Annotated in this window: 21 protein-coding genes and 1 riboswitch; of the genes, 6 read left to right on the plus strand and 15 right to left on the minus strand. The window is 56.5% G+C overall.

What is annotated here, in order from left to right:
* The 4 genes from DOU50_RS16595 to araB form a co-directional block, all read right to left on the minus strand.
* The coding region (locus DOU50_RS16595) for a DNA polymerase II (RefSeq protein ID WP_148769764.1) at window positions 1-1,279 on the minus strand (1,279 nt) is incomplete at its 3' end.
* A gap of 74 nt (window positions 1,280-1,353) precedes the next feature.
* Complete coding sequence (araD, locus tag DOU50_RS16600) at window positions 1,354-2,049, minus strand: L-ribulose-5-phosphate 4-epimerase (protein WP_024907438.1); 696 nt, start codon at window positions 2,047-2,049, stop codon at window positions 1,354-1,356.
* 86 nt (window positions 2,050-2,135) lie between these two features.
* Window positions 2,136-3,638: an L-arabinose isomerase gene (gene araA / locus DOU50_RS16605; protein WP_032649842.1), complete on the minus strand. Its 1,503-nt coding sequence runs from the start codon at window positions 3,636-3,638 to the stop codon at window positions 2,136-2,138.
* A gap of 10 nt (window positions 3,639-3,648) precedes the next feature.
* Window positions 3,649-5,358 carry a ribulokinase gene (gene araB / locus DOU50_RS16610; RefSeq protein WP_148769765.1) on the minus strand — a complete coding sequence of 570 codons (1,710 nt, stop codon included), beginning with the start codon at window positions 5,356-5,358 and terminating at the stop codon, window positions 3,649-3,651.
* Window positions 5,359-5,695: 337 nt separating this feature from the next.
* On the opposite strand from araB, the gene araC reads away from it, so the two are divergent.
* Together araC and DOU50_RS16620 are read left to right on the plus strand one after the other, a co-directional pair.
* A complete protein-coding gene (gene araC, locus DOU50_RS16615) occupies window positions 5,696-6,541 on the plus strand; it encodes an arabinose operon transcriptional regulator AraC (protein WP_023310373.1) in 846 nt (281 codons plus the stop codon).
* A gap of 128 nt (window positions 6,542-6,669) precedes the next feature.
* A complete protein-coding gene (locus DOU50_RS16620; protein ID WP_148769766.1) occupies window positions 6,670-7,437 on the plus strand; it encodes a DedA family protein in 768 nt (255 codons plus the stop codon).
* Window positions 7,438-7,469: 32 nt separating this feature from the next.
* Here the strand turns inward: DOU50_RS16620 and thiQ are convergent, their stop codons facing one another.
* The 4 genes from thiQ to sgrR form a co-directional block, all read right to left on the minus strand.
* Window positions 7,470-8,171 carry a thiamine ABC transporter ATP-binding protein ThiQ gene (gene thiQ / locus DOU50_RS16625; RefSeq protein ID WP_024907442.1) on the minus strand — a complete coding sequence of 234 codons (702 nt, stop codon included), beginning with the start codon at window positions 8,169-8,171 and terminating at the stop codon, window positions 7,470-7,472.
* A complete protein-coding gene (gene thiP, locus DOU50_RS16630; protein ID WP_148769767.1) occupies window positions 8,155-9,765 on the minus strand; it encodes a thiamine/thiamine pyrophosphate ABC transporter permease ThiP in 1,611 nt (536 codons plus the stop codon). Before thiP ends, thiQ begins: the two co-directional genes overlap by 17 nt.
* A complete protein-coding gene (thiB, locus tag DOU50_RS16635) occupies window positions 9,741-10,724 on the minus strand; it encodes a thiamine ABC transporter substrate binding subunit (protein WP_048989660.1) in 984 nt (327 codons plus the stop codon). The genes thiP and thiB overlap by 25 nt, the downstream gene beginning before the upstream one ends.
* A 31-nt stretch (window positions 10,725-10,755) precedes the next feature.
* Window positions 10,756-10,856: riboswitch (TPP riboswitch) on the minus strand.
* A gap of 36 nt (window positions 10,857-10,892) precedes the next feature.
* Window positions 10,893-12,548: an HTH-type transcriptional regulator SgrR gene (gene sgrR, locus DOU50_RS16640; RefSeq protein ID WP_024907445.1), complete on the minus strand. Its 1,656-nt coding sequence runs from the start codon at window positions 12,546-12,548 to the stop codon at window positions 10,893-10,895.
* Window positions 12,549-12,636: 88 nt separating this feature from the next.
* On the opposite strand from sgrR, the gene sgrT reads away from it, so the two are divergent.
* Entirely contained in the window at window positions 12,637-12,789 is a 153-nt protein-coding gene (gene sgrT / locus DOU50_RS16645; protein ID WP_032644049.1) for a glucose uptake inhibitor SgrT, read from the plus strand.
* Between the two features lie 120 nt (window positions 12,790-12,909).
* Window positions 12,910-14,088 (plus strand): sugar efflux transporter, encoded by a 1,179-nt coding sequence (locus tag DOU50_RS16650; RefSeq protein ID WP_148769768.1) that lies wholly within the window; start codon window positions 12,910-12,912, stop codon window positions 14,086-14,088.
* A 48-nt stretch (window positions 14,089-14,136) separates the two neighbouring features.
* Here the strand turns inward: DOU50_RS16650 and DOU50_RS16655 are convergent, their stop codons facing one another.
* The 7 genes from DOU50_RS16655 to leuL all read right to left on the minus strand — a co-directional run bounded on the left by DOU50_RS16655 (window position 14,137) and on the right by leuL (window position 20,738).
* Complete coding sequence (locus DOU50_RS16655) at window positions 14,137-14,718, minus strand: cytochrome b/b6 domain-containing protein (RefSeq protein ID WP_148769769.1); 582 nt, start codon at window positions 14,716-14,718, stop codon at window positions 14,137-14,139.
* Between the two features lie 106 nt (window positions 14,719-14,824).
* Window positions 14,825-15,715: a cation diffusion facilitator family transporter gene (locus tag DOU50_RS16660; RefSeq protein WP_148769770.1), complete on the minus strand. Its 891-nt coding sequence runs from the start codon at window positions 15,713-15,715 to the stop codon at window positions 14,825-14,827.
* Window positions 15,716-15,878: 163 nt separating this feature from the next.
* Entirely contained in the window at window positions 15,879-16,484 is a 606-nt protein-coding gene (gene leuD / locus DOU50_RS16665) for a 3-isopropylmalate dehydratase small subunit (protein WP_032649823.1), read from the minus strand.
* Between the two features lie 10 nt (window positions 16,485-16,494).
* A complete protein-coding gene (gene leuC, locus DOU50_RS16670) occupies window positions 16,495-17,895 on the minus strand; it encodes a 3-isopropylmalate dehydratase large subunit (RefSeq protein WP_032649821.1) in 1,401 nt (466 codons plus the stop codon).
* Window positions 17,896-17,897: 2 nt separating this feature from the next.
* The gene (gene leuB, locus DOU50_RS16675) at window positions 17,898-18,989 is read right to left on the minus strand and encodes a 3-isopropylmalate dehydrogenase (protein WP_024907450.1); all 1,092 of its coding nucleotides are present in this window, start codon (window positions 18,987-18,989) and stop codon (window positions 17,898-17,900) included.
* Window positions 18,989-20,560, minus strand: coding sequence for a 2-isopropylmalate synthase (gene leuA, locus DOU50_RS16680; RefSeq protein ID WP_024907451.1), 1,572 nt, complete (start codon window positions 20,558-20,560; stop codon window positions 18,989-18,991). Before leuA ends, leuB begins: the two co-directional genes overlap by 1 nt.
* A gap of 91 nt (window positions 20,561-20,651) precedes the next feature.
* Window positions 20,652-20,738 carry a leu operon leader peptide gene (leuL, locus tag DOU50_RS24015; RefSeq protein ID WP_071787438.1) on the minus strand — a complete coding sequence of 29 codons (87 nt, stop codon included), beginning with the start codon at window positions 20,736-20,738 and terminating at the stop codon, window positions 20,652-20,654.
* 606 nt (window positions 20,739-21,344) lie between these two features.
* On the opposite strand from leuL, the gene leuO reads away from it, so the two are divergent.
* On the plus strand, window positions 21,345-22,289 hold the full coding sequence (leuO, locus tag DOU50_RS16690; protein WP_050597746.1) for a transcriptional regulator LeuO: 945 nt from the start codon (window positions 21,345-21,347) through the stop codon (window positions 22,287-22,289).
* A 380-nt stretch (window positions 22,290-22,669) separates the two neighbouring features.
* Complete coding sequence (ilvI, locus tag DOU50_RS16695; RefSeq protein ID WP_061715972.1) at window positions 22,670-24,394, plus strand: acetolactate synthase 3 large subunit; 1,725 nt, start codon at window positions 22,670-22,672, stop codon at window positions 24,392-24,394.
* The last annotated feature ends 1 nt before the right edge of the window (window position 24,395 follow it).

Here is a 24,395-nt window from a genome sequence, read left to right on the forward strand (position 1 = left end):
GGTACAGGCTTTTGTAGTCCAGGACCAGAACGGAGTCATACAATCCTGGCCGGGAATCCATGACGTAGCCGCCGGGGCTGGCCTGCGGCGGCACCTCCCCGAGGTTAGGGGCGACATATCCTGCCCGGTGCATTCGGGGAAAATAGAGGTGGCTAAAGGCGGCAACCGAGCCACCGTGCCTGTCGACCGCCAGGCCGTTAACCGTCGCGCGCTCCAGCAGGAACGGCATAATCTCGGTTTTGTGGAATATCTGCGTGACCAGCTCGCAGTCTTTCAGGTTATAGGTGGCGAGCGCGGGCTTGTCTTCGTTAAAGCGCCGGTCGATCTCGTCCATCCTGTCCCAGGGGTTATCGATGGATTTACCTTCGCCAAGCAGCTCCTGCGCCACTGCTTCAAGGGAGAAGGAAGAGAAGCTCCAGAAGGCGGATTTGAGCGCCTCGATGCCGTCAATAATCAGGCGGCCGTTCGCCTGTGCGAAGAAAACGCCGTTCTTAAAACCGTGTTCGCGCCATTCCAGCTCGCTGTTGCCGCGCCCGAGCGTCAGCGGGATGCGGTAGCGCTCGGCGTGTTTTTGCAGCACGCGCAGGTCAAACTGCACCACGTTCCAGCCGATCAGAACATCGGGATCGTAGTCGGCAAACCACTGGTTAAGCTTCTCCAGCAGCTGCGGGCGGCTGTTGACGTACTCAAGCCGGAAATCCAGCGCGGACGCATCGCCATTCGGCGGCCCGAGCATATAGACAACCCGATCGCCGCAGCCTTCCAGGCCAATGCAGTACAGTTCGCCGTGACGGGTAGTTTCGATATCCATGGAGACCCACTTCAGCGGTGGGCGATAGTGCGGATTCGGCTTCAGGCGCGCGTTAACGACGCCGCCGTTTTGTTCGATGCCATCAACCCAGACGGGGGCGGTAATGAACCGCTCCATCAGAAAGCGTTCCGGCGGGCGGATATCGGCTTCGTAGAGCGTCACGCCCGCCTCGCGGAGCAGTTTTTCATAGCGCATCAGCTGGCGATGGGCGCGACAGTAGAGGCCGTAAACCGGCTGGCGGTGGAAATCCTTCAGTTCAAGCGGGGTAATGCGCCAGCCGTTTTCGCCGCGCAGCAGCTGTTTCACCTTCTCGACGTGGACTTCAGGAATAAAGGCCACGGATTCCTGCGGCGGGAGCGTAACGTGCAGCGGACCGTTATCGGTTGCCAGCCAGAACGCGACCTCGGTGCCCTGAGGGGTATCCCGCCAGTGTCGGGTCAGTAAAAAACCTTCTTGCGCCTGCGCCACGCCGTTATCCCAGAAAACAAAACCAGGCCTGATTATAGCCTGGTTAAGATTTTAATGCTGGGTTTATATACAGCTTACTGCCCGTAGTAGGCCTTCGCGCCGTGCTTGCGCAGGTAATGCTTATCCAGCAGGGTTTGCTGCATATCCGGCAGCTGCGGTGCCAGCTGGCGACAGAAGATCCCCATATAGGCGATCTCTTCGAGCACGATGGCGTTATGCACCGCGTCCTCCGCGTTTTTCCCCCAGGCAAACGGGCCGTGGGAGTGCACCAGCACGCCGGGCATCTGCGCCGCGTCGATCCCCTGTTTTTCGAAGGTTTCGACAATCACGTTGCCGGTTTCCCACTCATACTCACCGTTGATTTCTGCATCGGTCATCAGACGCGTGCAGGGAATGGTGCCGTAAAAGTAGTCCGCGTGGGTGGTACCGGTCGCCGGGATGGACTGGCCCGCCTGCGCCCAGATGGTGGCATGGCGCGAATGGGTATGCACGATGCCGCCGATGGTCGGGAATGACCGATAGAGCAGGCGGTGAGTGGGCGTATCGGAGGACGGTTTTTTGTTGCCTTCCACCACTTCGCCGGTCTCGAGGCTGACAACCACCATATCGTCTGCGGTCATCACCGTGTAATCCACGCCGGAAGGCTTAATCACGAACACGCCTTTTTCCCGATCAACGGCGCTGACGTTGCCCCAGGTCAGGGTCACCAGATTATGTTTCGGCAGCGCCAGGTTGGCTTCGAGCACCTGACGTTTGAGATCGTCTAACATAGTTGTCTCCTGCCGGATGGCGCTTCGCTTATCCGGCCTACGAAACCGTAGGCCCGGTAAACGCAGTGCCACCGGGCATTCAGGGCTTAGCGTTTTGAACCGTAATAGACTTCATTCCAGCGCAGCGCGTCTTTGAAGGCGGGCAGGCGGGTATCGTTATCAATCACGGTAAGCTCGATGTCGTGCAGCTCGGCGAACTGACGCATGTCGTTCAGATCCAGCGCGTGGCTGAACACCGTGTGGTGCGCGCCGCCGGCCAGGATCCAGGCCTCTGAGGCGGTTGGCAGGTCAGGCTGTGCTTTCCACAGGGCGTTGGCGACCGGCAGTTTCGGCAGAGAATGTGGCGTTTCAACCGCATCGACGCAGTTCACCAGCAGGCGGAAACGATCGCCAAGGTCGATCAGGCTGGCGTTGATGGCCGGGCCCGTGCGGGTGTTGAAGATCAGACGCGCCGGATCGGCTTTACCGCCGATGCCGAGGTACTGCACGTCGAGGATCGGTTTTTCCTCTACCGCGATGGAAGGACACACTTCCAGCATGTGCGAGCCGAGCACCAGGTCGTTGCCGTTTTCGAAGTGGTAGGTGTAGTCTTCCATAAAGGAGGTGCCGCCCTGCAGACCGGTCGACATCACCTTCATGATGCGAAGCAGAGCGGCAGTTTTCCAGTCGCCTTCGCCCGCAAAGCCATAGCCCTGCTGCATCAGACGTTGTACCGCCAGACCCGGCAGCTGTTTCAGACCGTGGAGATCTTCAAAGGTGGTGGTAAAGGCGTGGAAGCCGCCCTGCTCCAGGAAGCGCTTCATGCCCAGCTCGATGCGCGCCGCGTCCAGCACGTTCTGGCGCTTGTCGCCGTTAATTTGTGCCGCAGGCGTCAGGCGGTAGCTGCTTTCGTACTCGTCTACCAGCGCGCTCACGTCGCCGTCGCTGATTTCATTCACCACCTGCACCAGGTCGCCCACGGCCCAGGTATTCACGGAGAAGCCGAACTTGATCTGCGCGGCCACTTTGTCGCCGTCGGTGACCGCCACTTCACGCATGTTGTCCCCGAAACGTACCACTTTCAGGTGGCGGGTGTCCTGTTTAGAGACCGCCTGACGCATCCAGGAGCCGATACGCTGTTGCGCTTTGCCGTCCTGCCAGTGGCCGGTGACCACCGCGTGCTGCTGACGCATACGCGCGCCGATGAAGCCGAACTCGCGGCCGCCGTGCGCGGTCTGGTTCAGGTTCATAAAGTCCATGTCGATGCTGTCCCACGGCAGGGAGGCGTTGAACTGGGTATGGAACTGCAGCAGCGGTTTGTTGAGGATAGACAGGCCGTTGATCCACATTTTGGCGGGTGAGAAGGTGTGCAGCCACACCACCAGGCCGGCGCATTTATCGTCGTAGTTGGCGTCGCGGCAGATGTGGGTAATTTCATCCGGCGTCGTGCCCAGCGGTTTCAGCACCAGTTTGCACGGCAGTTTGGCTTCCGCGTTCAGCGCGTTAACGACGTGCTCCGCATGTTTCGTCACCTGCTGCAGCGCTTCCGGTCCGTACAGATGCTGGCTGCCAATCACAAACCACACTTCATAATTATTAAAAATGGTCATCATCGTGTCCTTAATGGGTCAGGGTTGCCGTAGTGTCCGCGGTGCTTTTGGCCGGGGCGGCGACAGGGAGATAGTGAAGTTCGGCGCTTTTTGCCCACTGCTGGTAGCGCTGATAAAGCTGTTCAAAGCGTTGTGCCTGCTGGGCTCGCGGCTGAAGGGTGTTTTCGACGGCGCTCGCCATATGCTGCTGCGCGGTCGGAATGTCGGCGTGGACACCAGCGGCCACGGCGGCGAAAATCGCCGCGCCCAGCGCGCAGCACTGATCGGAGGCCACAATCTGCAGCGGACGGTTCAGCACGTCGCAGCAGGCCTGCATGATCACCGGGTTTTTACGGGCGATGCCGCCCAGCGCCATCACGTTGTTCACGTCAATGCCCTGCTCGGTGAAGCACTCCATAATGGCGCGGGCACCGAAGGCCGTTGCGGCAATCAGTCCGCCGAACAGCGCAGGCGCGTCGGTCGCCAGATTGAGATCCGCGATCACCCCTTTCAGGCGCTGGTTGGCAAACGGCGTGCGGCGGCCGTTAAACCAGTCCAGCACCACCGGCAGGTGTTCGAGAGACGGATTTTTGGCCCAGGCTTCGGTGAGCTGCGGCAGAAGCTGCTTTTTGCTCTCTGCTATCTGGGTTTTCAGTTCAGGATGCGCCGCCGCCAGCCGATCCAGCGGCCAGCCCAGCACGCGGCCAAACCAGGCGTAGATATCGCCAAACGCGGACTGACCGGCCTCCAGACCGATGAAGTCCGGCACCACGCTGCCGTCAACCTGGCCACAGATGCCTTTCACCGCGCGGTCGCCGACGGTGGCTTTATCCGCCGTCAGGATGTCGCAGGTGGAGGTCCCGATGACTTTGACCAGCGTGTTTGGCTGCGCGCCCGCGCCCACGGCGCCCATATGGCAGTCAAACGCGCCGCCGGAGATCGCCACATTTTGCGGCAGACCGAGACGCGTCGCCCACTCCTCACATAGGGTGCCAACGGGAATATCGGCGGTAAAGGTGTCGGTAAACAGCGGGTATGTCAGGCTCTTGTTGATGATCGGGTCGAGCTCATCGAAGAACGCGGCCGGAGGCAGGCCGCCCCAGCTTTCATGCCACAGGGATTTATGCCCGGCGCTGCAGCGACCGCGGCGGATATCCTGTGGACGCGTGGTGCCGGAGAGCAGGGCAGGCACCCAGTCGCACAGCTCAACCCATGACGCCGCAGCCTGCGCAACGGTTGCGTCGGCACGGGTGACGTGGAGGATCTTGGCCCAGAACCATTCGCTGGAATAAATCCCGCCGATGTAGCGCGAGTAGTCCGTTTTGCCCGGCTGATGGCACAGGCGGGTAATGGCTTCGGCCTCTTCCACGGCGGTATGGTCTTTCCACAGCACGAACATGGCGTTCGGGTTGTCGGCAAACTCTGGACGCAGCGCCAGCACGCGGCCTTCGGCATCCACAGGGGCTGGCGTGGAGCCGGTGCTGTCGACGCCAATGCCGACAATCTCAGCCCGCTGGGCGTCCGTCAGTTCAGCCAGGACGGTTTTGATCGCCGCTTCCATCGACTCGATATAGTCACGCGGGTGGTGGCGGAACTGGTTGTTTGGCGCATCGCAGTAGCGCCCCTCTTGCCAGCGCGGGTACCACTCAACGCTGGTTGCTATCTCCTGGCCGGACGTACAGTCCACTGCCAGCGCGCGAACCGAGTCGCTGCCAAAATCGAGGCCAATCGCAATTGCCATGGTGTTGCTCCATCGAAAAAAGAGGTATGGAAGAACATTAGAGACTGGGGACAAAAGTCGTCAGGCAGGATCCGCTAATCTTATGGACTAAATTGCTGTTACAACGGAAAGTGTGACGCCGTGCAAATATTCAATGTGGACATTTCTGCCGCACTTATAGACACTTTTGTTACTGCTTATCTGCCTGCTCAGGCGGAGAAATCAGGGGGAAAGGCTGAAACATGGCGGACGTAAAAGCGGCGTGATGCTTTTTGGATCTTTTCGCGGGCCATTTTTAAGCTGCTTTTAATGATATGGACAATTGGTTTCCTTCAGGACCCTTGGGAGAACTGAATCTATGGCCGAAACGCAAAACGATCCCCTGCTGCCGGGATACTCGTTTAACGCGCACCTTGTGGCGGGACTGACCCCTATCGAGGCTGAGGGATATCTCGACTTTTACGTCGACCGACCGCTTGGGATGAAAGGATATATCCTCAACCTGACCGTACGAGGGGAAGGGATCATCAAGAACGGTGACCAGCAGTTTGTCTGCCGTCCCGGCGATATCCTGCTGTTCCCGCCGGGGGAGATCCACCACTATGGCCGTCATCCGGATGCCAAAGAGTGGTATCACCAGTGGGTCTATTTCCGTCCGCGCGCCTACTGGCAGGAGTGGCTTTCCTGGCCGGCTATTTTTGCGCACACCGGTTTTTATCGCCCGGATGAGGTTCATCTGGCGCAGTTTCGCGAGCTTTTTGCGCAGATTATCGAGGCGGGACAGGCCGGTGGTCGTTACGCTGAACTGCTGGCCATTAACCTGCTCGAACAGCTGCTGCTGCGCCGCATGGAAGCGATTAACGAGTCGCTTAATCCCCCGCTGGATAACCGCGTGCGCGACGCCTGCCAGTACATCAGCGACCACCTTGCTGACAGCCAGTTTGATATCGCCAGCGTTGCCCAGCACGTCTGCCTTTCGCCGTCGCGTCTGTCGCATCTGTTTCGCCAGCAGCTGGGCGTCAGCGTGTTGAGCTGGCGCGAGGACCAGCGGATCAGCCAGGCGAAGCTGCTGCTCAGCACCACCCGGATGCCCATCGCCACCGTGGGGCGCAACGTGGGCTTTGAGGATCAGCTCTATTTCTCCCGGGTATTTAAAAAATGTACCGGTGCCAGCCCGAGTGAATTCCGCGCGGGATGTGAATAAACGGTAAAAAAAGATAAACAAACAGGTGAATGCGGGAAGCAACCTGTAAACTATTCAGACAATTGTTGCCTTGACGCGGTGCGGGGCGCTAAGCAGAATCGCTGATTCGTTTTCTGACCGGAATAGTTATGCAGGCATTGCTGGAACATTTTATTACCCAGTCCGTTATGTACTCACTCATCGCCGTGGCGCTGGTGGCGTTTCTGGAGTCGCTGGCGCTGGTTGGGCTGATCCTGCCCGGCACCGTGATGATGGCGGGGCTTGGCGCGCTGATCGGCAGCGGCGAGGTCAATTTCTGGCAGGCGTGGCTGGCCGGGATTATCGGCTGCCTGCTGGGCGACTGGATCTCCTTCTGGCTGGGCTGGCGCTTTAAGAAGCCGCTGCACCGCTGGTCGTTCATGAAAAAGAACAAAGCCTTGTTGGATAAGACCGAGCATGCGCTGCACCAGCACAGCATGTTTACCATCCTCGTCGGCCGCTTCGTTGGGCCAACGCGTCCGCTGGTGCCGATGGTGGCGGGGATGCTGGATCTGCCCGTCGCGAAATTCGTGGTACCGAACATTATCGGCTGCGTCTTCTGGCCGCCGTTCTACTTCCTGCCGGGGATCCTCGCGGGTGCTGCCATTGATATTCCTGACGGTATGCAAAGCGGTGAGTTTAAATGGCTGCTGCTGGGCACGGCGCTGCTGCTTTGGCTGGCGGCATGGCTCTGCTGGCGGCTGTGGCGCAGCGGGAAAGCAAATATCGATCGCCTGACGCGCTACCTCCCGCGTACTCGCCTGCGCTGGCTTGCCCCGCTGACGCTGGGCGTGGCGGCGGTGGCGCTGGTTGCGCTGATTCGTCACCCGCTGATGCCGGTGTACGGTGAGATTTTATTGAAAGTGGTCAGTCGTTAAGGACTATTTCCCTCTCCCCGTGGGAGAGGGCATCAGACCGCGCGAATGCCCAACAGTGAAGACGCCCCCGCTTGACCACTGAGCAGCTCTTCCGTCTTCCCATCCCACGCAATTCGCCCTTCAGCAACGACCACCGATCGCGGCGCAATCCGTGCGGCATCCTCAATACTGTGCGAAACCATCAGCATCGTCAGCTGCTGGCGCTGACAGACCTCCTGCACCAGGGCCAGCATCTCCTGACGCAGCGCGGGATCGAGCGCCGAGAACGGCTCATCCAGCAGCAGTATTGGCTGTTCGCGCACCAGACAACGTGCCAGCGCCACGCGCTGACGCTGGCCGCCGGAGAGCTCGCCCGGCAGCCTGTCGATAAACCCGGTGATCCCCATCTGTGCGGCAATGATCTCCAGCTTATGGCGCTGGTCATCGTTCAGCCTGAGTCCCGGGTGCATTCCCAGCGCGATGTTTTGCCGCACCGTCAGGTGGGTAAACAGGTTGTTTTCCTGAAACAGCATTGAGACAGGACGTTTTGCGGGCGGCGTGTGGGTATGATCCCGGTTATCTATGACGATCGAGCCGCTTGCCGGCTGCAGAAAACCTGCAACCAGATTAAGCAGCGTGCTTTTTCCTGCGCCGCTTGGGCCAAGCACGGCGATCATCTCTCCCTGGCGCACGGAGAGCGTGAAGCGCATCGGCAGATGCTGATAAAGCCAGGTTACATCAGTCAGTTTTAACATCACGCCCCGGAAGTTTCTCGATAACGGTAAATAAGGCAAAGCACAGCAGCAGCAGTAACAGCGCGGTGACCGCGCCGTCCTGACTGCGGTAAGAGCCGATTTGCTGATAGAGCCAGTAGGGCAGCGTGCGGAAATCGTCATTGCCGAACAGCGCCACGACCCCAAAGTCTCCAATAGAGAGCACGCAGGCAAACGCCAGCGCCTGTGCCAGCGGACGTTTTAGCGCGCGCAGTTCGACCACCTTCAGCCGCTGCCAGCCCTGCATGCCCAGCGACTGGCACAGCAAACCGTAGCGGCTGTTGACGTCGCGCATCGGGTTTTCCAGCACCTTGAGCGCATAAGGGATGGCCATTAAGGCGTTGGTAAAGATCACGATGCCGTCGGCGCTTTCCGGCAGGCCGATGGTGCTGTTGAACAGCAAAAAGAAGCCCGTCGCCAGCACGATCCCCGGCATCGCCAGAATCAGCATGCCCGTCAGCTCCAGCATTTGTCCGGCTTTTTGCGCCTGGCGGGCGTAAAGCTCACGGCTGCTCCACAGCAGCATCATGGTCAGGATGACGCACAGTAATCCGGCAGCCAGCGCGATACGCAGTGAGGTCCAGGTGGCCTGCCAGAGGACGGGCTGTTGCAGGACAGACAGGAGATTGAGGTTCAGTCCGTCAACGATAACGGCCAGCAGCGGCGGCAACAGCAGCAGGAGCGCCAGCCCGATCAGGACAAAATCGCTGACGCGGCTGTGCAGGCTGTCCTGCGGATCGCGCCAGCCGGTTATTTGATGACTGCCAGCGGGAATGGCTTTACTCAGCCGCTGGCTCAACAGCACCAGTGCAAGGCAGCATGCCATCTGGACTATCGCCAGCAGCGCGGCGCGACCGGGATCGTAGTCGTAACTCAGCGCCTGGTAAATCGCCAGCTCAATGGTGGTGGCCTGCGGCCCGCCGCCGAGCGACAGCACGGTGGCAAAGCTGGCAAAGCAGAGCATGAAGATTAATGCCGCCACGGGCGGGATCTGGCGGCGCAGCCACGGCCATTCGACAAAGCGGAAGAACGACACGCCGCGCATGCCGAGCTGGGCGGCAACCTGGCGCTGCTCGCCGGGAATGTTCTCCAGCGCCTGCAAGAAGAGGCGCGTTGCCATCGGCATATTGAAAAAGACGTGTGCCAGCAGGATGCCCTGCAGTCCGTAAGGCGAGAATGACCATTCCAGACCAAGCTGGCCGAACAGCGATGCCAGCCAGCCCTGGCGACCGTAAACGCTCAAAATGCCGAATACCGCCACCAGCACGGGCAGTATCAGCGTCATGGCGCACAGGCGCAGCAGGGCCTGCCTGCCGGGAAAACGCCGCCGATACAGGGCGCGCGCCAGAAAAATGGCCGGGATCACCGAGAGCAGGGCAGAAAGAAACGCCTGCCAGAAGGAGAACCGGATCACGTGCCAGAGGTAACTGTCGTGCCAGAGGGCGAGCAGATCGCTCTCTGGCGCGTTGAACCACAGTGCAAGAAAAGCCCCCAGGCTGACCACCACCATCACTATGGCGGCGAGCAGCCCGGGAAGTAGCCAGCCGGGAATCAACGGCTGACGGCGCGTTGCCATTCACTTACCCATGCGGCACGCTGCGCGGCGACCTGCTGCGGCGTAAACTCCAGCGAGGTTGTTGGTTTGGTCAGCTGCTCAAAACCTGCTGGCAGCGCAACGTTAGTGACCGGATACATCCAGTTGCCTGCGGGAATCGCATTCTGGAACGCCGGTGAAACCATGAACTTCAGGAACTTCTCGGCCAGCTCCGGCTGTTTGCTGGCGGCGGTACGCGCGGCCACTTCCACCTGCAGATAGTGCCCTTCAGCGAAATTCGCCGCAGCGTAGTTGTCTTTCTTCTCGGCGATGATGTGGTAGGCCGGAGAGGTGGTGTAGCTCAGCACCAGGTCGCTTTCACCTTTCAGGAACAGACCATAGGCTTCGCTCCAGCCCTTGGTCACGGTGACGGTTTTGGCGGCCAGCTTCTGCCACGCTTCCGGTGCTTTATCCCCGTAGACCTTTTGCATCCACAGCAGCAGACCGAGGCCCGGCGTGCTGGTCCGCGGATCTTCATAAATCACGCGCCATTTCTGGTCACTTTCCACCAGTTCTTTCAGGCTCTTCGGCGGGTTTTTCAGCTTATTTTTGTCATAAACAAAAGCAAAGTAGCCGTAATCGAACGGCACAAAGGTGTCGTTCTTCCAGCCGCCAGGCACGTTAACGGCATCGGCCGCGACGCCGCTTTTGGCAAACAGTTTGGTTTGCGAGGCGGCTTCCAGCAGGTTGTTATCCAGCCCGAGCACCACGTCGGCCTTGCTGTTTTTCCCTTCCATGCGCAGACGGTTGAGTAGCGAAACGCCATCTTCCAGCGCCACGAACTTCAGCTCGCAGTTGCAGTCGGCTTCAAAGGCTTTTTTGACTACCGGGCCAGGGCCCCAGTCGGCAGAGAAGGAGTCATAGGTGTAGACCGTCAGGACGGGCTTCGCAAAAGCAGGCAGCGCAAACAGCGCCAGCAGGGGGAGAACTTTTTTTAACACTTTGCACCTCAAAGTTGAGTGGCAAAGGATTTTGAGCGACAGCCTCAAATCCCTTCGCCGGCGTTATCCGGATCAGGTTCGACGGGTATTATCTCAGCGCACATCAGTGATGCAGCACCCCGTTGAGAACGGCGCTATTGTAATGATTTGGTGAATATTACGAAAGCGTTATGGCTCCGGCGGTGCAAACCAGGCGGATTTAAAATCAAACCAGCCCAGGGTATTCATCCGCAGGCCGCGCATGCTGCGCTGGCCCTGGATCATCAGCCAGTGGTGGATCAACGGGACGATGGTCTGTTCGGCCAGTAGCTGCTGGCACCACACGGCAAGATTCATCTCGCCCGCGCGCCACTGGGCGGCATCCTGCTGCCAGTCACGGTCGATGCAGTGCTGGATCAGTGGGACTTCATACAGGTGCGAGAAGAGCGAGAAATCGAGCGGCAGGGTGAAGTTGGCGCTGTTAAGCCAGATATCACTGGTGATATCCCCCTGGTGCCACTCGTCATAGTCAACTTCCCTGACCTCCAGCGTTACTCCTTCGGCTGCCAGCAGTCGGGTCATGATTCTGGCGATAAAACGATGCTCCACGTGCTCGCGGTAGTAGGTTAGGGTGATGGACTCCAGCCCTGCGGGCTTGTCGCAGTGCGACGGGCGGGCGTGGTGCCAGCGCGGAAGCAGGCCGTAGGCCGGGAACCAGTATGTCTGGTACTGCGCTTCCGCATGGTAGATCAGATTGGCAGGGGACAACACGTGGCTGATCCACTTGCGGACGGCCTGGTTTGCCCCGCGGTGGGTGCGGCGGTCAAAGAGGAGATAGTAGCATCCCTCCTCCAGGCGACTCTCCACGGCTTTTTCTCCCGTGGTGGGGCCTTCAAGCGTCAGCCCGCAGCTCAGGTCTTCATTGAGATCCGGCAATACCCACACGTTGACTTCGTCGATCAGCGCCCGATAGCCAAAGTAGTCATCGAACGCGCGGATTTTCAGCTGGTTGCTGTTATTGCGGGACACGGAGTAGGGCCCGGTGCCAATCGGCAGGCTGGCAAAATTGTTCATCGATTCCCACTCGCCGGGCAAAATCATCGACGGCACGTAGCCCAGCAGCCAGGGAAGCCACTTATCCTGCTGCGACAGCTCGATATCCAGCGTCCAGGCCGTGGGGGAGTGGATACGCGAAATATGCGAGTAGAGCGGCAGCCTTCGGACACGTTCCAGAGAGGCGATGACGTCGTGCATCTCCAGCTCGCGACCATGGTGAAAGTGAATGCCGGGGCGTAAAAAGAAGCGCCAGTGAAGCGGAGAAAGTTGCTGCCAGTGGTGCGCGATATCCGCTTCCAGTTCCCCGTTTTCCTCATTTATCCGCGTCAGACCGCTGAAGATTTGCCGGGCCATATGGGTTTCTGAGCGGCGTAACGCCGTGCCGGGCAGCAGATTTTTCATTGGACGATAGTAGAGCACCCGCAGGATGTGCCGCCCCTGACGAAAACTGCGTCCGAGATGGGAAACCAGCATCTGGCGCACGGCGGCTTTGTCGCCCACCAGCTGGACCAGCTGATCGATGCGGTCCTGCTCGAGCAGGTCTTCCGCGCGCTGCTGCTGTAGCGCCAGCCCGGTATAGAGAAAGGTCAACCGCGAACGTTTGCCGCGTCCCGCCTCAGCTTCCCAGCTTAACCAACCCTGTTGCTGCATGGTGTTGAGCAGCGTGCGCATATGACGGCGGGAACAGCTAAGCAGGTCAGCCAGCTCGTTGAGCGTGGTCTCCTGCGATTGCCCCTCGCAGCACTGCCAGAGGCGGATAAACTGTTGTTGCAGACGACCGGAAGGCATAAAAGAGGAACTCCTGACAAAAAACCAGCAATTTATTTATCCCTATATTAGGCCAATAATTCTCCTCGATGAAGTGAGGAGGTAAATTATGAAGAGGTCTACCGCACGTCAGTTTTATCAGCAGTACTTTTCAGCGACAAAAGGATCGTCCTGGCTGGCCCGCCAGTGTGCAGAGCAACGGCTGAAAACGTTAGAAGAATTGATGCAGTGGGACGTTACAACACCGACCTCTTCCCGCTAACTCGCCTCGATCATGTGTGACTGAGTATTGGTGCTTATCACCCGCCAGCAAAATGTTTTTGCTGGCTTTTTTCGTTTATTCTTTCACCCGATTTTGATTCGCTTTCACAAGGACTTGCGCATGCTGTGGTTGATGACGATGGGGCGACGCCTGAACGGCGTGTATGCCGCTTTTATGCTGGTGGCCTTTATGATGGGCGTGGCGGGGGCGCTGCAGGCGCCGACGCTGAGCCTGTTTCTCAGCCGCGAGGTGGGGGCACAGCCGTTTTGGGTCGGCCTGTTTTATACCGTTAACGCCATTGCCGGGATCCTGGTCAGCCTCGCGCTGGCGAAACGATCGGACAGCCAGGGCGATCGCCGCAGGCTGATCCTCTTTTGCTGCACCATGGCGGTGGGCAACGCGCTGCTCTTCGCCTTTAACCGTCATTATCTGACGCTCATTACCTGCGGCGTGCTGCTGGCGTCACTGGCGAACACCGCCATGCCGCAGCTGTTCGCGCTGGCCCGGGAATATGCGGATAGCTCGGCGCGGGAAGTGGTGATGTTCAGCTCGGTGATGCGTGCCCAGCTCTCGCTGGCGTGGGTCATTGGTCCGCCGCTGGCCTTCATGCTGGCGCTGAACTATGGCTTTACCGCTATGTTTTCCATCGCGGCCGGGATTTTTGTCATCAGTCTGGCGCTGATAGCCTTCGCACTGCCGTCCGTGGCGCGCGTCGAACAGACAGCGGATAAACCGCTCACCCAGGTGAGCGGCTGGCAGGACAAAAACGTCCGCATGTTGTTTATTGCCTCCACGCTGATGTGGACCTGCAACACCATGTACATCATCGACATGCCGCTGTGGATCAGCAGCGATCTGGGCTTACCGGACAAGCTCGCGGGGATCTTAATGGGCACCGCTGCCGGGCTGGAAATTCCGGCGATGATTCTGGCGGGCTATTACGTTAAGCGCTTTGGGAAGCGTCGGATGATGATCGTCGCCGTGGCGGCCGGGGTGCTGTTTTACGCGGGACTGATCCTTTTCCATTCGCGTGAAGCGCTGCTTGCGCTGCAGCTGTTTAATGCTGTGTTTATTGGCATCGTTGCCGGGATCGGCATGCTCTGGTTCCAGGATTTAATGCCCGGTCGTGCCGGCTCGGCGACAACGCTTTTTACCAACAGTATTTCAACCGGGGTGATTCTGGCAGGCGTGATTCAGGGGGCGCTGGCGCAAAGCTATGGGCATGCGTCTGTCTACTGGATGATTGTGGCGCTTTCTGTCGTGACGCTTCTGCTGACCTGCCGCGTAAAAGACGTGTGATCGGATGAATGAAACGGAGCCCGGGAACGCCGGGCTCTGCGAACCGTTTTATTCTGAACACTGATATTTACGCTGCGCGCGTAGCGTCAGGTACATATGAACGAGGCCCATGAAACCGTGTGCCCAGAAATATGTCTCAACAAAGACCGTCAGAAATTTATGCAAATTTAAGGCGGATTCTGTGACGGACGAAACGGGTCCGAGCGTGGCGTTCAGCACGAACCAGGCCGCGCCGCAGAGTGCAACGCCCAGCAGCGCCAGCACGCCCAAACCTTGCACCGTTGCCGCCATACCGCCGGCATGCGCCTCAGGAAGCTGGCGCTGCGTGAGGGTGCGAATATCGTCAACGATTCCGCGAAAATCCAGCGCCAGCCAGGCGAAGTAATATTTAAATCCGCGCTGGGTTAACATCCATGCCATCATGGCAATGCCACAAAAAATTAAACCAAACCCGGAAATAATATGCATCCAGGTGACAATTCCGTTCAGCCCGGAGTCGTGGAGGGCTTCACTTTCGGTGAAATTAGAATTGATGATCTGGACCAGCACCAGTACGGCCACAAGAATGTGCAGTACGCGAAGAAAGGGTGTTTCTTTATGGGGAAGCGTATTGCGTAGCGTTGGGTTCATCGCTTTTTACCTCAATAATGAGAGAGCTGATGCGATGCAGTGTGACGCAGATTAATTAACGAAACCTTAACGGTGGGTTGCGTCACGCTGTATTTATGCGTTCCGATTAGCGAGCAGGATCAATATGCGTCATCACGTTCAGCACATTGAATTTTTGCATCACGTTGTTTCTGGCATTGACGGCAATCTGATGCCCTTCTTTTACGCTTAATTCGCCGTTAACTTCCAGATGGACATCGACAAGGGCTAAATCGCCCATCTTGCGGGTTTTTAAATCATGGAGTCCGGTGACACCCTCGGTGGAGAGAAGACAGGTTTTGATATCATGCTCCAGCTCGGGTTCAAGCGAACGGTCCATCAGGTCGTGCAGGGCATCGGCAGAGAATTTGTAACCCATATGGGCGATAAATATCCCAACAATCAGGGCCGCAATCAGGTCCATCGCGTGAAAACCCACTAAATTCCCGGCAATACCGATGGCGACAACCACTGACGAGGCTGCGTCAGAGCGGGCATGCCAGGCATTGGCTATCAGCAGCGAGGACTGAATACGTTTTCCCGTGGCATACATGTATCTGAACAGGCTTTCCTTCACCACCAGCGCCAGTATCGCCACCCACAGAGCGGCCCCTTTCACCAGCTGATGCGTCTCGGGGTGAAGCAGTTTATTCCCTGCGGACCAGAGCATCCCGATTCCCACAAGCAGCAGAATAGCGCCAATAATGAGCTTTGCACCGTTTTCGAAACGCAGATGACCGTAATGATGATCGATATCAGAGGCTTTCTGACTCTTTTTATTTGCAATCAGAACGACAAAGTCAGAGGATAAATCGGAAAGAGAATGAATCCCATCAGCAATTAATCCCTGTGAGCCTGAGAATATTCCTGCAACTATCTGAAAACCGGTGAGTAAACTATTTGTTATCACGCTCACTATTGTGCATTTTTGTATTTCATGAGAACGGAGATGAGACTCATTGCTATTTTTCTTTTTCATGATGATTTCCGCTGCCTGCTGATTGAGCGATTATTCTGCGCAGGGAACATTAAATTGACATTAAATATAACGTCATTATTGGCTGGGTTTGCGAAGTATTTACAGAAAGAAGATGGGCATTGGGATAAAACACAGCCTGCAGAGCACACTGCAGGCCGGAGGATTATTTCATAAATGCGGGTTGTTTTTGTTCGTAAGTGGCAATCGCCGCTTCGTGCTGGAGAGTTAAACCAATGCTGTCCAGACCGTTCAGCATGCAGTGACGGCGGAAGGCATCAATGCTGAAGCTGTAGGACTTATCCCCGGCTTTCACCACTTCGGCTTCCAGATCCACTTCAAACGAAATGCCCGGATTCGCCTTAACCAGCGCGAACAATTCGTCGACCTGTTCATCGCTCAGCGTCACCGGCAGAAGCTGGTTGTTGAAGCTGTTGCCGTAAAAAATATCTGCGAAGCTTGGGGCAATGACCACCTTAAAGCCGTAGTCGGTGAGCGCCCATGGCGCGTGTTCCCGGGATGAGCCGCAGCCAAAGTTTTCCCGCGCCAGCAAAATGGAGGCGCCTTTGTATTCCGGGAAGTTCAACACGAATTCCGGATTAGGCACTTCGCCCTTATCGTCGAGGAAACGCCAGTCGTTAAACAGGTGCGCGCCGAAACCGGTACGCGTCACCTTCTGCAGAAATTGTTTTGGAATAATAGCGTCAGTATCGACGTTAGCGGCGTCCAGCGGGACAACCCGGCCCGTATGTTGGGTAAATTTCTCTGCCATGATTGTCTCCTTATTTCAGGCTGCGAATATCGGCGAAATGGCCGGTGACTGCCGCAGCGGCGGCCATTGCCGGGCTGACCAGATGGGTGCGTCCACCGCGGCCCTGGCGGCCTTCAAAGTTACGGTTACTGGTAGAGGCGCAGCGCTCACCCGGATTCAGGCGGTCATTGTTCATCGCCAGACACATGGAGCAGCCAGGCAGACGCCACTCGAAGCCCGCTTCGATAAAGATCTTATCCAGACCTTCGGCTTCCGCCTGGGCCTTCACCGGACCGGAGCCAGGAACCACCAGCGCCTGCACGCCTGGTGCCACTTTACGACCTTTGGCAATTTCGGCGGCGGCACGCAAATCTTCGATACGGGAGTTGGTGCAGGAGCCGATAAACACTTTATCAATGGCGACATCGGTCAACGGCACGCCGGGCTTCAGCCCCATATAGGCCAGCGCTTTTTCCGCACTGGCGCGCTCGACCGGATCGGCGAAGGAGGCCGGGTCAGGGATGCTGTCGTTGACGGAAATCACCTGACCCGGGTTGGTGCCCCAGGTCACCTGAGGCGCAATCTCTTCTGCCTGCAGCGTGACAACGGTATCAAACGTTGCCCCATCGTCGGTTGTCAGGGTTTTCCAGTAGGCTACCGCGTCGTCAAAATCCTGACCTTTCGGCGCGTGCAGACGACCCTTCACATAGTTGAAGGTGGTTTCGTCCGGCGCGACCAGCCCCGCTTTTGCGCCCATCTCAATGGCCATGTTGCACAGGGTCATGCGACCTTCCATGCTCAGTGCCTGAATAGCGTCGCCGCAGAACTCAACGACGTGGCCGGTACCGCCTGCGCTGCCGGTTTTACCGATGATGGCCAGGACGATGTCTTTCGCGGTAATGCCAGGTGCCGCTTTACCCTTCACCTCAATCTTCATGGTTTTGGCGCGGCCCTGCTTCAGGGTCTGCGTTGCCAGCACATGTTCCACTTCGGACGTGCCAATCCCGAATGCCAGAGCGCCAAACGCGCCGTGGGTCGCGGTATGGGAGTCACCGCAGACGATGGTCATGCCCGGCAGGGTGATCCCTTGCTCAGGCCCCATCACGTGGACGATGCCCTGATACGGATGGTTCAGGTCGTACAGCTCAACGCCAAATTCATTGCAGTTCTTAATCAACTCCTGCATCTGGATACGGGCCATCTCACCCGAGGCGTTAATGTCTTTGGTCTGGGTGGAAACGTTGTGATCCATCGTCGCGAAGGTTTTACCCGGCTGACGTACCGGACGCTTGTGCGCGCGCAGGCCGTCAAATGCCTGAGGTGAGGTCACTTCGTGTACCAGATGACGGTCAATGTACAGCAGCGGGGTTTCGTTTGGTGCCTCGTAAACAACGTGCGCATCGAACAACTTTTCATATAACGTCTTAGCCATGATTACACCCCTTCAGCGACATAGCGGGCAATGATGTCGCCCATTTCATCGGTACTGACTGCCGCCGTGCCGCGTGCTAAATCGCCGGTACGGACGCCTTCTTCTAACGCCCGGTTAATGGCGTTCTCAATTGCGGTTGCCGCATCGCCTGCATCCAGGCTGTAGCGCAGCAGCAGGGCCAGGGAGAGGATCTGCGCAATCGGGTTGGCAATGTTTTTGCCTGCGATATCCGGCGCGGAGCCGCCCGCAGGCTCGTACAGGCCAAAGCCTTCTTCATTCAGGCTTGCGGATGGCAGCATGCCCATCGAGCCGGTGATCATCGCGCACTCGTCAGAGAGAATATCGCCGAACAGGTTGGAGCACAGCAGCACGTCAAACTGGGACGGATCCTTAATCAGCTGCATGGTCGCGTTGTCGATGTACATGTGCGACAGCGCGACGTCCGGGTACTGCTTAGCGACTTCGCTGACGATCTCGCGCCACAAAATGGAGGACTGCAGCACGTTCGCTTTATCAATGGAGGTCACCTTATGGCGGCGTTTGCGCGCCGACTCGAACGCGATGTGGGCGATACGTTCGATTTCGAAACGGTGATACACCTCGGTATCGAACGCTTTTTCATGCTGACCGCTGCCTTCGCGCCCTTTTGGCTGACCAAAGTAGATCCCGCCGGTCAGTTCACGCACGCAGAGAATGTCGAAACCGTTGGCGGCGATATCCGCGCGCAGCGGGCAGAACTCTTCCAGACCCTGATACAGCTTCGCCGGACGCAGGTTGCTGAACAGCTTGAAATGTTTACGCAGCGGCAGCAGCGCGCCGCGCTCTGGCTGCTCTGCTGGCGGCAGGTGTTCCCATTTCGGGCCACCGACGGAACCAAACAGCACGGCATCGGCATTTTCGCAGCCTTCCACGGTCGCTTTCGGCAGCGGCGTACCGTGGTTATCAATCGCAATACCGCCCACGTCGTAGTGGCTGGTGGTGATTTTCATCGCAAAACGCGTACGAACGGCTTCCAGTACTTTCAGCGCCTGTGCCATCACTTCCGGACCAATACCGTCGCCCGGTAACACAGCAATATGGTAATTCTTCGACATTACACGGTTTCCTTGTTGTTCTCTTTATTCTGAGCTTTGCGTTGCAACTCTTTTTCGACTTCGGCGGCGCGCCAGATGTTGTTCAGAACATGCACCATCGCTTTCGCGGAGGATTCAACGATATCGGTCGCCAGGCCCACGCCATGGAAGCGGCGGCCATTGTGGGTAACAACAATGTCGACCTGACCCAGTGCATCTTTGCCGTGGCCTTTGGCCGTCAGGTCATACTTCACCAGCTCCACGTCGTACTCGGTGACGCGGTTAATCGCCTGGTAGATGGCATCCACAGGGCCGTTACCGTTCGCGGCCTCTGCTTTAATTTCATCACCGCAGGCCAGCTTGACCGAGGCGGTGGCGATGTTGCTGGAGCCGGACTGCACGTTGAAGTAATCCAGACGGAAGTGCTCTGGCTCTTCCTGCTGCTTGTTAATAAAGGCCAGCGCTTCCAGGTCGTAGTCGAACACCTGACCTTTTTTGTCGGCCAGCTTCAGGAACGCGTCGTACAGCTGATCCATGTTGTAATCGCTGTCCTTATAGCCCATCTCTTCCATACGGTGTTTAACCGCCGCGCGACCGGAACGGGAGGTCAGGTTCAGCTGCACCTGGTTCAGGCCGATGGATTCCGGGGTCATGATTTCGTAGTTTTCGCGGTTCTTCAGGACGCCATCCTGGTGAATACCGGAGGAGTGCGCGAAGGCGCCAGTGCCGACAATCGCTTTGTTAGCCGGAATGGGCATGTTGCAAATCTGGCTGACGGTCTGGCTGGTGCGCCAGATTTCGTTGTGATTGATGCGGGTATGCACGTCCATGATGTCTTTGCGCACTTTGATCGCCATGATCACTTCTTCCAGCGAACAGTTGCCCGCGCGTTCGCCGATACCGTTCATCGCACCTTCTACCTGACGCGCACCTGCGTGGACGGCGGCGATGGCATTACCCACGGCCAGACCCAAATCATCGTGGGTGTGGACGGAGATAATTGCCTTATCAATATTGGGTACGCGGTCGTACAGTCCGGTAATGATGTTGGAGAACTCAAACGGCATGGTGTAGCCGACGGTGTCAGGGATGTTGATGGTTTTCGCACCCGCGTTGATGGCGGCTTCCACGACGCGCGCCAGGTCTTCGATTGGCGTACGGCCCGCATCTTCACAGGAGAATTCAACGTCATCGGTGTAGTTGCGTGCGCGTTTCACCATATACACCGCGCGCTCAATCACTTCATCCAGCGTGCTGCGCAGCTTGGTGGCGATGTGCATAGGTGAGGTTGCAATAAAGGTGTGGATACGGAACGCTTCGGCCACTTTCAATGACTCGGCAGCAACGTCGATGTCTTTCTCTACGCAGCGCGCCAGGGCGCAAACGCGGCTGTTTTTAATGGTGCGGGCGATAGTCTGGACGGATTCGAAATCACCCGGAGACGAGACCGGGAAACCGACCTCCATCACGTCGACACCCATACGTTCGAGAGCCAGCGCGATCTGCAGTTTCTCTTTTACACTCAGGCTTGCCTGCAATGCCTGTTCACCGTCACGTAAAGTAGTATCGAAAATAATGACTTGCTGGCTCATGGGTTAGGTCCTTGTCAGTCTTAGGGCGCCTTGCTACGAGCATAAAAAAACCCGCGCAGTGGCGCGGGTTTTTAGTCTTACTGGTGACGATTCAACGCTGAATTTCGCCCGCCAGTCTACCGCGCACAGTGAATGCGTTTAGTAGTAGTAGACCGGTGAAACGAATGGTGCGAATCATGAATCGTGCTCCGTTAAATTCAATATGCTTTTAGTGGTACTGGATACGGCCGTTCATGTCAACCCCTGACGATGAAAACGGGCCCGACAGACGGAATCAGCAGGGTATTCACTTTAGCTAATTGTGCTGGTTTTAGCTTTCGCGACCCGACTAATTGTCTAATTTTGGACTTAAGAAAAGAGTTGCAGAAACAAATAAATATAATTGTTTAAAAATGAGTGAAATGTCCTGAAGAGAATGCGTTGTGATTAAAAGGTTTTAATATCATTAAGTTATAAATGCAGTGAATCTGTTCCATAATGCTGAAAAGCGAACAGATATAACAGGTTGTTAACTAACTGTAGGGCGATAGCAATAACAGTTTAATAATACTTAAGTCATCATTAACCTGATGGCAATTGTATATTTGTTTGGTTTATGGTTTCATTCAAATCCTAAAGTCAAACATATCATTTGCGCTCATTAATTTTCGTTATTATAGAGTCTTTATATATTCCGAATTTTAAATAATTCTCTTTTGCTGATCGTGTTTGCATGGTAAATCATATTTTCGAGATGATTACCGTACGTGAGCAAAGGGAGTGTAGCGTGACAGTGGAGTCAGAAGTGTCAGAAAATAATATTAAACAACCTCAAGCTACTGATGGGATTAAACCGCAGTTACGCACGGTGGATCTTAATCTTCTGACGGTGTTTGATGCTGTCATGCAGGAACAGAATATTACCCGCGCGGCCCAGGCCTTGGGGATGTCACAACCTGCTGTGAGTAATGCCGTTGCCAGGCTTAAGGTCATGTTTAACGACGAATTGTTTGTTCGTTACGGAAGAGGGATCCAGCCTACGGCGCGCGCATTCCAGCTGTTCGGCTCCATCCGCCAGGCGTTGCAGTTGGTACAAAACGAGCTGCCGGGCTCGGGCTTTGAACCCTTAAGCAGCGAGCGCGTATTCCATCTTTGCGTCTGTAGCCCATTAGATAATTATTTAACGTCGATTATTTATAATAAAGTTGAAGAGATCGCACCAAATATCAATCTTGTTTTTAAATCATCCCTGAATCAAAACACGGAACATCAGTTACGCTATCAGGAGATTGAATTCGTTCTGGGGTATGAAGAGTTCCGTCGTCCAGAATTTTCCTGTGTGCCGCTGTTTAAAGATGAAATGGTTCTCGTCGCCAGTAAAAAACATCCGCGCCTGAATTCTCCGCTGCTAGAAAGCGATGTTTATAACGAGCAGCACGCCGTTGTTGCACTCGACAGATATGCTTCCTTTAGCCTGCCGTGGTATGACACTGCGGATAAACAGGCGAGCGTGGCGTATCAGGGCATGGCCATGGTTAGCGTATTAAACGTGGTCTCCCAGACGCAACTGGTGGCGATTGCGCCGCGCTGGCTGGCAGAAGAGTTTTCTGACCCGTTAAACCTGCAAATTTTACCTCTGCCGCTCAAGCTAAATAGCCGTACCTGTTATCTTTCCTGGCATGAAGCGGCGGGTCGGGATAAAGGGCATCAGTGGATGGAAGAGTTGCTGGTTGGCATCTGTCGCCGGTAAGCGCATCAGGATAAATCGCATCGGTTTATGTGATTTATCCTGAGTTCTTTTAGATAATTGCTATTTTATTCTGTGGTGCTTTTTTTCGGGCTGCTCTCCGGCACGCAAAAATAGATGATTTCCTGCATTGTCGCGCTTTTCAGCGATGATTTATCACCCCATCCTCTATTCCCAGAGGAATTAACCATATCTCCTGTTAACGCCTGCTTTTTCTGCTTTACGCGCCGTTTATCTACCCGGGTTTGCTAATTGCCTGCCTCATAACGAGCGGTTAAGGTAAAGAACACTCTGCAAAATATAAGATTGGTTTATCCCAATCGTAAGACGGTGCGGAAATGAATTCGGCAGTCCGTCTATAACAAAATGCCTGGAGGCAAAGCATGGAGATGTTGTCTGGCGCGGAAATGGTCGTTCGGTCGCTGATCGATCAGGGCGTAAAGCAAGTGTTCGGCTACCCTGGCGGTGCGGTCCTCGATATTTATGATGCGCTGCATACGGTAGGGGGCATTGACCATGTTCTGGTACGTCACGAGCAGGCGGCGGTGCACATGGCTGACGGCCTGGCGCGTGCGACGGGTGAAGTGGGCGTGGTGCTAGTCACGTCCGGCCCCGGCGCGACAAACGCCATTACCGGCATTGCGACGGCCTATATGGACTCTATCCCGCTGGTGATCCTCTCCGGGCAGGTGGCAACCTCACTGATTGGCTACGATGCTTTTCAGGAGTGCGACATGGTCGGGATTTCGCGTCCCGTTGTGAAGCACAGCTTCCTGGTCAAGCAAACAGAAGACATTCCCGGCGTACTGAAAAAAGCCTTCTGGCTGGCGGCGAGCGGACGTCCAGGACCGGTGGTGGTCGATCTGCCTAAAGATATCCTGAACCCGGCAAACAAGCTGCCTTATGTCTGGCCGGAATCGGTCAGCATGCGCTCTTATAACCCAACAACGCAGGGGCATAAAGGACAGATCAAGCGGGCATTGCAAACGCTGCTGGCAGCCAAAAAACCGGTGGTCTATGTTGGTGGCGGGGCGATCAACTCTGCCTGCGAAGTCCAGCTTCGTGAACTGATTGAAAAACTTAACCTGCCAGTTGCATCGTCATTGATGGGGCTGGGGGCATTCCCTGCCACCCATCGTCAGGCGCTGGGGATGCTGGGTATGCACGGTACCTATGAAGCCAACATGACGATGCATCATTCCGATGTCATCTTTGCCGTCGGCGTGCGCTTTGACGATCGCACCACCAACAACCTGGCAAAGTATTGCCCGAACGCCACCGTGCTGCACATTGATATCGATCCTACGTCAATTTCAAAAACAGTGGCGGCTGATGTGCCGATCGTCGGTGATGCCCGTCAGGTTCTGGAGCAAATGCTGGACCTGCTGACCCAGGAGAGTGCAACCCAGCCGCTGGATGAGATCCGCGACTGGTGGCAGCAGATTGAACAGTGGCGCGCGCGTCAGTGCCTGAAATATGACACGCAAAGCGAAAGCATTAAGCCGCAGGCGGTCATCGAAGCGGTGTGGCGACTGACGAAAGGTGAAGCGTACGTAACCTCAGACGTAGGGCAGCACCAGATGTTTGCCGCCCTGTATTACCCGTTTGATAAACCGCGACACTGGATCAACTCCGGTGGTTTAGGAACCATGGGCTTTGGTCTGCCTGCCGCGCTGGGCGTGAAGCTGGCGTTGCCGAATGAAACCGTCGTCTGCGTGACCGGTGATGGCAGTATTCAGATGAACATTCAGGAGCTGTCTACCGCGCTGCAATATGAACTGCCGGTACTGGTGCTGAACCTGAATAACGGGTATCTCGGTATGGTGAAGCAGTGGCAGGATATGATCTACTCTGGCCGTCATTCTCAGTCATACATGAAATCGCTGCCGGACTTTGTTCGTCTTGCTGAAGCTTACGGCCATGTAGGCATGCGGGTAACCGATCCGGCTGAGCTGGAAGCGAAGCTCGCGCAAGCGCTTGAGCACGTTAAAAACAACCGCCTCGTCTTTATGGATGTGATTGTTGATGGGACCGAACACGTTTATCCGATGCATATTCGTGGTGGTGGTATGGATGAAATGTGGTTAAGCAAAACGGAGAGAACCTGAT

It is taken from the genome of Enterobacter sp. C6 (assembly GCF_008122455.1).
Lineage (GTDB): Bacteria > Pseudomonadota > Gammaproteobacteria > Enterobacterales > Enterobacteriaceae > Enterobacter > Enterobacter pseudoroggenkampii.